Source organism: Bradyrhizobium sp. NBAIM14 (assembly GCF_020193895.1).
In the GTDB taxonomy this organism is placed as follows: Bacteria; Pseudomonadota; Alphaproteobacteria; order Rhizobiales; family Xanthobacteraceae; genus Bradyrhizobium; species Bradyrhizobium yuanmingense.
In genome coordinates, this window is the sequence record NZ_JADYVQ010000031.1 from 15,004 (window position 1) to 27,260 (window position 12,257).

Genomic DNA, 12,257 nt, shown 5'->3' on the forward strand with positions numbered 1-12,257 from the left:
GGGCCATCTCACACGGCCAGACAGAATTTTTCGGTTCGAGCCAGCGCGGGATTGCCGCGCCGGATATGGAGTATGCCATCCTTTGGCAACATGACCACGGCGCCGACGGTCTTCTCGCGGCATATATTGCCGGTGTCGGGCACGCAGATCGGCTCCTGGCATAAAAGGGCCATGTAGTCCTCCGGGCCTCCGTGACTGCCCGGACGATCAAGCTGCGCGACACACGCTTCCAGCCGGCGCACCGAGGAATTGCGCGAGAATGGGTTCATCTGGTCCATTGCGACAAAGTCTTCCGACAGGAAATGATTGGTGTGCACAAGAGTGGTACCGGCTCGGACGGAAAGCTTCCCGTCGCAGAGTTCGACGGTAACGCTGCGGTGTGCATCGCATAGCAGGAGCGAACGCGAACTGGCGAGCCGCACCCTCGACAACCAATCCAGGCATGAATCGATATCGCTGCTGCTGTCGAGCAAATGGCGGATAGCAAGATAGGGTGGGATGCCGGGGCGCCATGTACCGCCGAGCACAAGGTTGAGCCCGATCGCCAAACCCTCGCTGTTGAGGCCGAGATACCCGAGCAGTCCCGTGAAACTCAGCAGCAAGACCCGCCGCGGACTCGACCGATGAGCAATCCGGAGAATGACTATCTGGTCGTCCAGATTGCCATTGAGGTCGATCGTCTGGGCAAGCACGGGGCCGTCTTCGCCACGCCGGCACAGTGTCGTGCAGTCGCCTGCCGTATGAAACCGCGAATAGCCCATCACCTCGCGGCGTATCTGCAGCAACATCGCTTCGTCCGGCGCGATCTCGGCGCCTTCGGCCAAGCCCTCGATTTCTTCGGCAAGCGACGGCATCGCCGCGGCGATCTCGCGGCGATAGGCCGCAATCTCCGGCTCCAGTGTCGTGAGGCTGATCTGCCGCGGCAAGACGCGATTGAGCCGCGCCAGATCGTCATCGAGAAAGGTGCGGATCTGCTGCCGGAGCGCCACTCCATGGGCGCGTCCGAGCTCGCGCGGCAGGCCCTCGAGGCACAGCGGCTTCACTGCCCCGCACCAACCAGTTCGCTGGCTGCCCTGGTCAGTTTCGCTTCTTTGAGCAGGCCGGACCGAACGATCGGCCATTCGTGGCGCAGGATGCTGTAATAGATCGCATCGCGGCGACGCCCGTCCGGCATGTAGTTGAAGCTCCGCAGCACCCGCTCCTCGGTCGCACCGATATTCTGCAAGCCCTTGCGCGCCTGGAGATTGAGCACGTCAGTCTTGAACTCGACGCGTTCGCAGTCCAGCCGTTCGAAGGCGTACTGCAGCAGCAGAAATTTCGCCCAACGATTGAGCCGCTTCCCTCGATAGGCGCGGCCGAGCCACGACCAGCCAATTTCGAGGCGCCGGTCGGCCTCAGCCAAATTGCCGTAGGCCATGCTGCCGGCCATCGAGCCCGTCGCCTTGTCGATGACGGCAAAGACGACCCGGCGGGTGGCAGCGGTGTCTTCGACCGCTTGCTGGATGAAGCGGTCAAGATCTACGTCCGCATCGATCCGCTGCACGAAATAACGCCAGATATCGGCATCGAAAGCGATTTCGGCGAGCGACGCACGATCGGTGAAAGCGATTGGCCGCAGCCGCGCATAATCGTTTTCAAGCCGCACCTCGGCGAGGTCCTTCCAAGCCATGTCAAGCCTCCTGGCGGCCGGCAGTTGCGAACAGGGTGACAACATCGCGCGGGGTCCTGAGGCTGGCGATGTCCTTGTCGGTAAAGCTGAAAACGGGGATGCCCGTCTCCTCGCAGAGCGACGTCATGAGCAGCACCAGATTGAGCGACGTCAGCCCGTATCCATCGGAAAGATTTGCATCGAGGGCGATCCGATCGACGTCGACATCAAGTAGTTCTGCGAGATTTCTTTTGACGGTGGACTGAAGATTGCTCATATCAAGCCCCTTGACGCTTGGGTGATTTCATTCGCAAATCGAGCCAGAATGGCCCTGCGCTTTGGTTTGTATTGCGAGGTCAGCAGCCCGTTTTCGATGCTAAACGGCTCGTCCACGATGAGGAACGTGCCGATCCGCTCATCCGGCCGGCTCGTGTCGTTGAGATCGGCAATATGACGCTTGATGACGTCGCGCGCCGCCTCGCCGTGCGGCGCGCAAAGGATCGCCGAAAGGCGATCCTCTCCTGAACCGAGAACGATGCAGTTCTCGACCTCGGGACAGGTCCGAAGCTTTTCCTCGATCGGCCGGACCAGGACGTTGCGCCCATTGGTGAGCACGACGATATCGTCGGCTCGGCCCAGAATGTAGAGAAACCCGTCCTCGTCGAAGCGGCCGAGATCGCCGGTGCGCACCGAGCCGTCCGGCTGGAAGATGCGCTCCGAGTCACCAGGCGCGCAGAACAGGTAGCTCGTATTCACCGGGAAAGCGCTGTGCACGACGACAATGCCCTCTTCATCGATCGAGACACGTTTGCCGTCGATCGGTTTGCCGACGCTGCCGCGTCGATGGGCACCTGGCGCATTCTTGGTGACGATGCAGGTCTCGTTCATGCCATAGCCTTCAAAGATCGGCGTGCCGCAATCCTCGAAGAAGCGCAACATGTCCGGGCTGGCCGGCGCAGAGCCGGTCCAGAGATAACGGATCCGAGATCCCATGGCCTCGACTGCGGCGCGGCGGAGCGCCGCCGGATCGTCGCTCTCGACCCGCGCTGCGATCGCTTTGCGCAGCGTCTCGAAGAAGGCGGGAACACCCATCACGACCGTCGGCGCCTCGCGCGACAGCGCGTAGTACGCCAATTCGTAAGTCGACAGCACGACATCATGCCCGTAGACGAGCGCGGAATAGACCCAATAGCGCTGCTGCAGCAGCGACAGCGGCAAGAAAACAAAAATCTTGTCTTCAGACGAATGATTGAACAGCGCCTGTGTCGCAGTAATCGAGCTGTCGATGCTGCCGACCGTGGCCGCCAAGCCCTTAGGCTCACCAGTGCTCCCAGACGTGAATTTGATCGTCGTCACGTCACTAGGCGCAAAGGCGACGGGAGGGAGGTCGAGATCCTCCGGCAGCGCTTCCAGCGTGGCAAGCAGGTTGTCCATCGGCAGAATGCAAGATGCGTCCGACGCTTCATCGCTGAAGACGATGCGCAGCGCGTATCGCTCGGCGAGTGCGGCCGCCGCCGGGAATTTCCCCGCCTCGAAAGCGGCGGTGACTGCCTTAAGCTTCAGCGCGGCCAAGTCGAGCAGCAGCCATTCGAGCCGGTTCCTGGCCACGATGCCGATCCGATCCCCGGCGGAAATACCAAGGCGCTGGAGATAGACAGCCATCTTCCGAGCAAGCCGGTCGAGTTCGGATAGCGACAGTACGGTTCGCCCGCCCGGGCCATAGATGGCGATCGACTTTGCGGCCGAGGGCCGACCATTCGCGACCCGGTTGATGATCTGTTCCATGTCACGAGGTCTTCACGTGCGATTGCGCTTGGTCGAGGTGGCTTGCCATCTTACGCGGCGTGTCGAGGCGCGGCAGTTTGGCGATCGGCACGGAGATACCGAATTCCTTGCGTATGCGGGCGAGGAGCCGGACACCCGACAGCGACGTGCCGCCCAGTTGGTAGAATCCACTGACTGGATCAATCGCGTCACAACGCAATATATCGGACCAGATCTGGATGATCTTCGCTTCGAGTTCGGTTGGCGGGGCCGGAGCGGCTTCAGTGGCCGTGTCCGGCGCGTCCGGCATCGCAGTCTGGGCAAGGAAGGCTCGGTCGACCTTGCCGTTTCCGGTCAACGCCAAGCGCTCTAGCCAAACAAATTGGCGCGGCACCATGTACTCGGGCAGTGCCGCTTCGAGCGCTGCAGTCAAAGTGCATTCGGCTACCGTGGTCCCGTCGCCGGTTTCGACGAGACAGGCGACGAGGCGCGGACCGTCTCGCGTGCTGCGGCCAACCACGGCGGCGGCGGCGATACCCGGCTGATTGATCAGCACGGCTTCGATCTCCGCCGGGTCGATGCGATAGCCATTGAGCTTGATCTGGAAATCGACCCGGCCAAGGATTTCGATGTTTCCGTCCGGACGATAGCGGGCGCTGTCGCCCGTACGATAGAGCCGTTCGCGCAGCGGCTCGTGGTCAAAGAAGGCGGCGGCGGTCAGGGCCGGATTACCCAAATAGCCGTTAGCGAGCCCCTCGCCGGCGGCATGGAGTTCGCCCGGCACCCAGTCGGGACATTCGCGGCGCTGCGCATCGAGGATATAGGCACGGTTATTGGCGTTCGGCTTGCCGTACGGTATCGGTCCGTCGATCGAGCCGGGGTGGTCGATCGGGTAAAGAATGTTCCATACCGTCGTCTCCGTCGGGCCGCCCAGGCTGACTATCCGAACATCTGGCTGGAGTGCCGCGATCCGCCCCGGCAGCGTCGCCGGAATGCGGTCTCCGCTCATGAGCGCGAAGCGCAGCGTCTGTGGCAGCGCCCGGCCGGACGCAACGGCCTCATCTACCAGCAAACCAACGATCGCCGGCACCGAATTCCACACTGTGACGCCGGCCCGCGCGGCCAGGTCGAGCCAATGTCCCGGATCCGCCGCGCGCGCCGCGTCGGGGATGACCAGCGCAGCACCGACCGAGAGCGCACCGAATATGTCGAAAACGGACAGGTCGAAGCTGCAGCTGCTGACCGCGAAGAAGCGGTCCTTGGCACAAATCTCGAAGCGCTTTGTCGTATCGGCGACCAGATTGATCAGGTTGCGCCGAGTGACCATCACGCCCTTCGGCACGCCGGTCGAGCCGGAGGTATAAAGAACATAGGCAAGATCGCCTTGTGCCGAATCGACCGGAGCGAGATCCTCGGGCCGCGTATCCGCTTCCGTGTGCTGAGCTCGCTCCTGGAAGGCGCCATCGACGGTCAAGCTCACCGTGCCCTCGCAGACTTGCATCGCGGTATCCTGCACCAGCGAGCACCGTATTGGCCCGTTCGACAGCAGAGCCTCGAGCCGCGCCGCTGGAAGCCCCGCCTCAATCGGCACATAGGCGGCGCCGGCGAGGCCTACACCGAGGATCGCGACGATCTGCTCCCACCCTTTGTGCATCACGACGCCGACCAGGTCGTCGCGGCCGATGCGGTTGCCTTTGAGCCAGCGCGCTACCGCGCATGCACCGGCACGCAATTCGCCATAGCTCAGGCGCCTCGTGCCGCAATCGATCGCCAGGGCGTCTGGTGCTGCGGCGGCATGCTGCAGAAAGCGGTCATAGGGCTGCCCGGGAGGAATTGCGACGGCCGTGTCGTTGGCTGCCCGGCGTTGAGCGAACTGGTCCTGCGGCAGGAGCCCCTGATCGATGCGGCACCACGCCGCGTCACCGGCGGCGAGCGCGACGAGAAGCCGCTCATAGCCCTCGGTCAGAGCGGTGACCAGCCCTGCCGGAAACAGCGCGTCCACCGAATCCATCTGGATAACGAGAGCGCCGTCACTCTCCAGTGCGAAGGCATTGAGCCAAACTTGCGGTGTCTGGCTTACCGAATAGACTTCGCGCCCCCAGGCGGCGATCGCCGAACCGTCCGGCACAGCTCCGAGTGTGCTATTGAAGGTGAACGGCATAGGCACTGCCTGACCGGTGCAGGCACGCTGGCCGATTTCCCGCATGACGTCGAGACCGGAGAATTGACGATGATCCAGTCCCTCGCGCAGGCGGGTCTGGATTGCGACGGCGCGCTCTGCGAAATCGGCTCGGACATCGATCTCGATCGGCAGCAGCATGCAATCGGTGAAATTGCCGATGACGCGGTCGATATCGGGATGGATCGGTAGGCGGTTCGCCAGGGTGATGTTGAGCGTAAAGCGCTCGCCGGCGCCCCAAAGCGACAAGACCTCTGCATAGGCGGCAACAAGCACGGCATTCGGTGTCAGCGTGCGGCGGACCGCCTGCGCCTTGAGCGCGGACCAGCGCTCCGGCTCGATACGGAATCCATGACGAACCGAGACCGGCGCGCTTATTGCCGCCGGGTTGCCGCACAACGGCAGCTGCGGATGGGGCGGAATCTTTTCCAGCTGGCTTAGCCAGTAATTGCGCGCACGCATATATTCCGGTGCGGCGTGCGACGCCGCGAGCGCGCGAACGTAGTCGAAAAACGATACTTGCAAGGCGTCACGCAAGCCCGGCCGGTCCGTCGCGACATAGGCCCGGCGCCAATCCTCGAAGAACAGGAATGCGCTGCTGCCATCAATGACGAGCCCGTCATGACTGACATGAAGGATCATATTGGCTTCGCCCAGGATTGTCAGCCGTACTTCGATGAGCGGCGAGCGGTTGGCCGGCAACACCTGCTGGGCCATTTCAGCCCGCGTACGATCCCGCATTGCTTGCTGGTCGGCACCCTTCAGGCCGCGCAGATCCGCCACAGCGATCCGCACCGGCTGACACTCGGCGGCACTATCTTCGACCTGCGCCGCATCGTCGGCGAAGCGGGTGCGCAGCATGCCGTGCCGCTCGACGACCTCGGCCAGGGCCGCTTCGAGCCGAGCGGCATCAAACACGCCTTCAATCTCGCGGTAGACATGGGAGGACACGCCACCCATCGAGAAGTGATCCTGGCGACCATAGTAATAGCTTGCCTGCATCGGTGTCAGAGCGATGCACCCGCCGTCGTCCCTCGCCACGGCCCGCAAATGCTCGATCAGCTCGGATTTGGCGCTGCGGATCAGTCCAATCAGCGCCGGGTCAATCGCTGATCGAGGCCCCTCGAGGCGCAGGTTCGAGCCGTTGCGCAACAAGACGAGGCCGCGCTCAGCGACAACTCTCAGAATGCTCTCGGCACTCATATTACGATTCCTTCTTGCTGACAGGCGGCGCGCCGCGCGATCGCCAGAGCGAAGAGTGTGTCGACCGTCTCTGCCTTCAGAATATCGCCGACAGAAAGCTCGATGCCCCAGTTGGTCTGCAGCTTGTATTGCAACGTCATCGCGCCGAGCGAGGTGAGGCCAAGATCACCCGGCGCCTGTGACCGGATTGGTGCATCAGGGGCGAGGTGCAGGATCGCTCGGAGAGTCGCTTCAAATTCCGTCCGTATGACCGCTTCCGGATCGGATGGCGGCAGGTCTTGTATCTCGATTTGTATCTGAGGCTGCCTCAGCATGACCGGGCGCTCCTAACGAGTTGTCCGGCGTCGTCAGACGATGCCGCTCCGGGAACAGCGAAGAAACACGCCGTGGCAAGCGCAATTTTGGTGCCGGGCCGCAGCAGCATCACCCGATCCGACCAATGCGACGTGGCGTCATCGGTGCCGATCGCCTCGGCCAGCTTGCCGGCGAAGCGCGGCATCACCGGGGTGGCGCATTGAGCGAGCAACCGGACTGTTGCCAGCTCGAGCGCGATAACGGTGCGCCACTCGTCATAGGCGTCGGAATTGCCGGACAGGCACTGGTGCGTCGTCGTGAAATGGATCACGTCATCAACCAATCCATTGAGCTCGCGCATCACGCCATTGAGCGAAAAGCCGTCAGCGCCATAATGTACCGCGATCGCGTCGAGCCTCGTCTGCAACCGCGCGAGGAAAGCGCTCTGTATGGGTGACCAGACGCCCGCATCCGGAGCATGGCCGCCGAAGTGCGAGGCGATACGACCGCCCAGCCCGTTCAGCCAGGTTTGCCATCGCCCGATCAATGCCCCAGAGATGACGGCCTGGCAGCTCTTCAGCTCGAAATTGGTTCGCTCCGTTTCGCCGCGCGTCAGGGCGAGATAATAGCGCACTGCATCGACCATCTCCGGCGACAGAATATCCTTGCCCCAAATCGCATGCCGCCGGCTGGTCGAAAACTTCTTGGCATCGAGCAGGTAGAACTCGTTGACGTTATATTCGATGTCGCAAGACCAATCCGGATAAGCGAGAGCGTATAGCACCGGATACAGGATCGTGTGGTAAAAGCTGTTGTCGTAACCGAAGAAGTGGACGATCTTCCAGTTGCGCTGCGGCGCGTCCGCCGACCACTCTTGGCCGTAGCGGCGGCCAAGCTCAGCAATGCCATGCAGGAATCCATAAGCCATTTCTGGCCAGACCCAGATGACTTGGCGTCCTTCGACCGGTTCTACCGGCGGCACTCCCCACTCGGCTGGGTGGGTGACGGGCAAATGGATTTCCCCCCGCGCAAAGACGCGCCGGGCGAGATCCTGGAGCCGCGGCGAAACCTTACCGGTCCGGTGATGAGCCATCACGGTGTCGCGGAAATCATGCAGCGGCAGAGAGTAGCGTTCAGCCGTCCCGCGCGCTGGTGCCGCCACGGAAAGCTTGGATTTGGCGTTGACAATATCGACGCAGAGATTGGGCTCGCCGCATTCCTCGCAGATGTTACCGCCGGTCGGCGCCGAGCAACTCGGGCACAGTCCGCCGATATCGACCTCATAGAGATACGTCTGGGTCGCTCCATCGAAGAGCGCCCGATCCTTCCGCCGCTGCACCGCGCCGGAGCCGACCAGACGCGAAAAGAAATTTTGCAGCCCTCCCCGGTAGGTCGGGTCCGTTCCGGTAACGGTGAATTGGTCGACCATGATGTCCATGAGAGAAAGCGTCGCGCGAATCTCCGCGGCATAGTGTGCGGCGACGCGCAGAGGTTCGGTGTTTTCCTCGTTGGCGCGGGCGACCACGTAGCTTTGGAAATCGTCGCTGCCGGTGAGGTGATAGGCTGCGACCCCGTTCATGCGTTGGAAGCGGACGAAGACGTCGGCGCCGAGATAGGGGCCGGAGAGATGTCCCAGATGAAGATCGCCGTTTGGTGTGGGCGGCGTCGAAAAGACGAAGACAGGCCGACCGGCAAAGCGTTCCTTGCCGGTATTCTTGGCCGCTTCGGCCGCGCGGACTGGATCGCGGCCATACAGATCCAAGAATTCCAGCGGCACGCTACCCGGATTTCGCAGCGTGTGCGTTTCAAAGGGCTCGAATACCGCCACCGAGCCCGGACCGACGCCATGGATGACGTTGTCGACGACCACTTCGCCCTTGCCCTTGAGTATGACGAATGCCTCGGCTTCGTCATGCTGGTGCGGTGTTGTCTCGCCCCCCGGTAAGACACGCCCGAAACTTGCGGCACCGCCTGGGCCGGCAAGCCCACCAACCGGCGCCATCTCGATGCCGAACGCAGCAGAGTAGGCGCTTTCGTCCAAGGTTATGATTTTCATAGCGTGCGTTCCTTGGGCCAAGTGATCAGTTGTCGAGCAGCCGCAACGTCTCGGCAGCGATGGCCGGTGCGAGACGGTAGCCGGATCCGTTTGCAGCGCCGGCGAAAATGATCCGGCCGCTTGCGCCGACCGTGGCGACAATTGGTTCCCGACTCGGGCTATACGCGTCGCAGAACACACGGCCGGACCGCAATTTCTCGACCAGCTCCGGTGCGTAACGTCGAAGCACCTTCTGCGCCTCATCGAGATTCTGTCGATTCACACCAGGCTGCGGCGCGTCCGGATCGACATCCCAATCGAGGCACGTATAACTAAAAAGCCAATGGCCACGATACTGCAGCGGCAGCAGGAAAGCATCCTCCTCCGGGAACACGACTGCAGCGTCTGCCTTGTCCGCCGGAGCATCCAGATGGAGGGCGATGATTTTCTTGATCCGGATGCCGAGCGGCGCGACCAGCGCACGCCATGCCGGTGCATTCACCCACGGGCCCGGCGCCAGGATCAATCGGTCCGCCCTCAACGTCTCGCCGGTCGAGAGCACCAGTACGGCGGCGCCTGTCTCCTCCTGGATACTTGCGACGGCGACGCCCTCAAGCAGCGAGATCATGGACCGGAAATCACGGACAAGGCGACCTGCCAGGGTCGCGACATCGGTGTAGTGGCAACCTGGGACCGACCAGACAGAAGCGCCGACCGGTTGGCCCATCGCCGCCCGTCGACAGGCTGGCGATGTTTCGATCGGCCCCGCCTTGATGAAATTGCGCCATGCCGCCTCCGCAGCTGTGCCGAAGGCAACCGCATGCATTGCTACTGGATAGATCGGCAGGCTGGGATCGCGGGCTGCGAGCGCTTGATAGTAGCGCTCGCTCATTTCGGTCATGGCGCGTACGCGCTCCGTCCGGCCAACCGGAAAATGCAGCCCAGCAGAACGCCGTGATGCGCCTGAGCCGACCAAGTCCCGGTCGATCGCGATGATCTCCGCGCCAGGTCGCTCGGCCAAGATCTGTCGAACGATGACGGAACCGATAATCCCCGCGCCCGCAACGACGACCCGTTCGCGCATGGCCGCCCCCTCACACCGCACGGTGCTGGCGCTCGGACCAAGCATTGATCGGCTGCCAGGTCATAAAGGACCGCTTCTGGGCTGCGCGCGTGCAGCCTGCCCCGCTCAGCACCGCCTCAATCACGCATTGGCTGCGCCAAGCGATCAGGCTGAGATTGGGCTCAGCCAACCCGCGTTGCCGCCGCGCGGCGTTCAGCATGAAGATGCGTCGATTGGTCGGACCGTCCCAGACCGCCGCAAAATTGGCGTCGATGCGAACCTCAACGTCTTCGTATTCAAGGCGCGACACGAGCGGATCGAGAAATGGCATGCGGGCGCCGCGGAAGCCGGTCGCCCATATGACGGTGTCGGCGTAGACAGGCTCCTCTTCCGATTTGGTCGCATCGTGGGTCACGGCCAGCCCCCATTGCCGCCCGTCGTGCCATACCTGCTCGACCGTTCGGCCCGGCATCAGCACGGACACATTGTCGCAATCCTCGATAAAGCGGAGCACGTAAAGCCGCTGATAGATTTCCCGGAGTGTCTTTTCCGAGATGCCATCGCTCGCCAGAACATTCCGTTCGAGGAACGCTCTCTTGAAATCGGCATCCTGACCGAAAAAGTACTCGGAAAAGCTCGGCATGAAATAGTCGTTGACGAAAGGAGAATCGTCCAATGGCAGGAAATTCTCGCGGCGCGATACCCAGATTACCTGCTTCGGCAGCAGGTCGCGCTCGCTGGTGATGACGTCGAGAAACGCTTCGGCGCCGGACTGACCACCTCCGACGATAGCGACGCGCTTAGCCTTGAGCGACTTAGCCTTGGCGCCATATTCGCTGACATGGAATTGCGTTGGGCCGATATGGCACCGGGCGAAGCTGGGAATATGGGCCTCTGTGCCGACGCCGACGGCAATGTTCTCGGCTCGGATACAGCGCCTCTCCGTTTCTACGACAAAGTGCCCGTCGAATCGGATCTGCGTGACCTCTTCACCGAAATGGACGTTCTCGTTCGAATCGCTCGCCCATTTCAGATAGTTCCGGAACTCACGCCGCGGCACCGATTCGAATCGAGCGTTGAGAAAGTGATGAATCTTACCCTCAGCATGCAGGTAAGAAATAAACGAGAAAGGATTTGTCGGGTCTGAGAGCGTTACCAAATCCTTGAACAGCGAGACTTGCAGCGTCGCACCAGGGAAATACATCCCGTCATGCCACGCGAATTCCGGCTTTCGATCGAAGAAGGCGCTGAGCACGCCCTTATACGGATAGAGAAGCGAGGCAAGACTTAAGTTCGACGGTCCGACGCCGATCCCGACACACTGATAGATCATGGCACTCTCTCGATGATAAGAGCCAAATCCCGTTATGAACTTGTGGTTTGACGAATAGCGCGCACCGGTCGGATGCAACCGCGGCCGGTGATCCGAACACTTCGTGGTTGCCGTCGATATCAATGGCTGTCGACGCCCTCGCAATATCAATGGGAAATTCCAATGTCTTCCTCCCTCGATGTATTTCGCTAGGTACGCAAGCCTCAACGGGGCAATCTACCGACGTGCCCGCAACACCGCACAAATTCAAAAATCGGCGTCTAAGATTTCCACGAACTTGATACTACTCTTAGTTTCTTCGTCTAACAATATCCTACTTTCAGTTGTTATGAAAGTATCCGATGATCGGAATCGTAATTTGGCGCTGAACGTTTTACGGGAGAGCTGACATGTTTGATGACAGGCAAATGAAAGTCGTAATCAATCATGGAGAGCAGTATTCGATTTGGCCGGTTGACCGGGACAATCCGCTTGGCTGGCGGGATGCGGGTAAGGTTGGCTCGAAGGAGGAGTGCCTTGCCTATGTCGAGCAAGTCTGGACTGACATGCGCCCGCTGAGCCTCAGGCAGCACATGGCGCAGCTGACGGATCAGGAAGCTTCGGCTGATAAGAAGCACTGAGAGAAATCTTCGTGCAGGCCTTATGGCGTAGTCTGTGACCAATCAATAACCGATTGATCGGGTCCTTATTTTTGTAGTTTTGAAGCAATCATCGCCGCAAGAAAGCGGGGATCGCGCG

The 12,257-nt window shown here is 61.4% G+C and carries 10 protein-coding genes; 1 reads left to right on the forward strand and 9 read right to left on the reverse strand.

Features of this window, described 5'->3' with window-relative positions; translation table 11 throughout:
• Nucleotides 1-8: 8 nt before the first annotated feature.
• The 9 genes from I6F28_RS35240 to I6F28_RS35280 are packed head-to-tail and all read right to left on the reverse strand — an operon-like array spanning nucleotide 9 to nucleotide 11,519.
• The gene (locus I6F28_RS35240) at nucleotides 9-1,043 is read right to left on the reverse strand and encodes a C45 family autoproteolytic acyltransferase/hydrolase (RefSeq protein ID WP_225143532.1); all 1,035 of its coding nucleotides are present in this window, start codon (nucleotides 1,041-1,043) and stop codon (nucleotides 9-11) included.
• Nucleotides 1,040-1,645, reverse strand: coding sequence for a GNAT family N-acetyltransferase (locus I6F28_RS35245; protein WP_225143533.1), 606 nt, complete (start codon nucleotides 1,643-1,645; stop codon nucleotides 1,040-1,042). The genes I6F28_RS35240 and I6F28_RS35245 overlap by 4 nt, the downstream gene beginning before the upstream one ends.
• A 25-nt stretch (nucleotides 1,646-1,670) precedes the next feature.
• Nucleotides 1,671-1,925, reverse strand: a complete 255-nt coding sequence (locus I6F28_RS35250; protein WP_225143534.1) for an acyl carrier protein — start codon at nucleotides 1,923-1,925, stop codon at nucleotides 1,671-1,673.
• Entirely contained in the window at nucleotides 1,922-3,433 is a 1,512-nt protein-coding gene (locus tag I6F28_RS35255) for an AMP-binding protein (protein WP_225143535.1), read from the reverse strand. The genes I6F28_RS35250 and I6F28_RS35255 overlap by 4 nt, the downstream gene beginning before the upstream one ends.
• Nucleotide 3,434: 1 nt before the next feature.
• Nucleotides 3,435-6,794, reverse strand: a complete 3,360-nt coding sequence (locus tag I6F28_RS35260; protein ID WP_225143536.1) for a non-ribosomal peptide synthetase — start codon at nucleotides 6,792-6,794, stop codon at nucleotides 3,435-3,437.
• Nucleotides 6,791-7,108 carry a phosphopantetheine-binding protein gene (locus I6F28_RS35265; RefSeq protein WP_225143538.1) on the reverse strand — a complete coding sequence of 106 codons (318 nt, stop codon included), beginning with the start codon at nucleotides 7,106-7,108 and terminating at the stop codon, nucleotides 6,791-6,793. Before I6F28_RS35265 ends, I6F28_RS35260 begins: the two co-directional genes overlap by 4 nt.
• Nucleotides 7,102-9,144, reverse strand: a complete 2,043-nt coding sequence (locus tag I6F28_RS35270; RefSeq protein WP_225143540.1) for a class I tRNA ligase family protein — start codon at nucleotides 9,142-9,144, stop codon at nucleotides 7,102-7,104. Before I6F28_RS35270 ends, I6F28_RS35265 begins: the two co-directional genes overlap by 7 nt.
• Nucleotides 9,145-9,169: 25 nt before the next feature.
• Nucleotides 9,170-10,207: an NAD(P)/FAD-dependent oxidoreductase gene (locus tag I6F28_RS35275; protein ID WP_225143542.1), complete on the reverse strand. Its 1,038-nt coding sequence runs from the start codon at nucleotides 10,205-10,207 to the stop codon at nucleotides 9,170-9,172.
• Nucleotides 10,208-10,217: 10 nt separating this feature from the next.
• Nucleotides 10,218-11,519: a lysine N(6)-hydroxylase/L-ornithine N(5)-oxygenase family protein gene (locus I6F28_RS35280; RefSeq protein ID WP_225143544.1), complete on the reverse strand. Its 1,302-nt coding sequence runs from the start codon at nucleotides 11,517-11,519 to the stop codon at nucleotides 10,218-10,220.
• Between the two features lie 389 nt (nucleotides 11,520-11,908).
• Between I6F28_RS35280 and I6F28_RS35285 the strand changes: the two genes are divergently transcribed.
• Nucleotides 11,909-12,139 (forward strand): MbtH family protein, encoded by a 231-nt coding sequence (locus I6F28_RS35285; RefSeq protein WP_225143554.1) that lies wholly within the window; start codon nucleotides 11,909-11,911, stop codon nucleotides 12,137-12,139.
• Nucleotides 12,140-12,257 lie beyond the last annotated feature (118 nt).

Bases quoted from the DNA above. Each gene is read 5' to 3' on its own strand.
- I6F28_RS35285 (WP_225143554.1), top strand. From the start codon at position 11,909: ATGTTTGATGACAGGCAAATGAAAGTCGTAATCAATCATGGAGAGCAG.
- I6F28_RS35250 (WP_225143534.1), bottom strand. From the start codon at position 1,925: ATGAGCAATCTTCAGTCCACCGTCAAAAGAAATCTCGCAGAACTACTT.
- I6F28_RS35270 (WP_225143540.1), bottom strand. From the start codon at position 9,144: ATGAAAATCATAACCTTGGACGAAAGCGCCTACTCTGCTGCGTTCGGC.
- I6F28_RS35260 (WP_225143536.1), bottom strand. From the start codon at position 6,794: ATGAGTGCCGAGAGCATTCTGAGAGTTGTCGCTGAGCGCGGCCTCGTC.
- I6F28_RS35265 (WP_225143538.1), bottom strand. From the start codon at position 7,108: ATGCTGAGGCAGCCTCAGATACAAATCGAGATACAAGACCTGCCGCCA.
- I6F28_RS35275 (WP_225143542.1), bottom strand. From the start codon at position 10,207: ATGCGCGAACGGGTCGTCGTTGCGGGCGCGGGGATTATCGGTTCCGTC.
- I6F28_RS35255 (WP_225143535.1), bottom strand. From the start codon at position 3,433: ATGGAACAGATCATCAACCGGGTCGCGAATGGTCGGCCCTCGGCCGCA.
- I6F28_RS35280 (WP_225143544.1), bottom strand. From the start codon at position 11,519: ATGATCTATCAGTGTGTCGGGATCGGCGTCGGACCGTCGAACTTAAGT.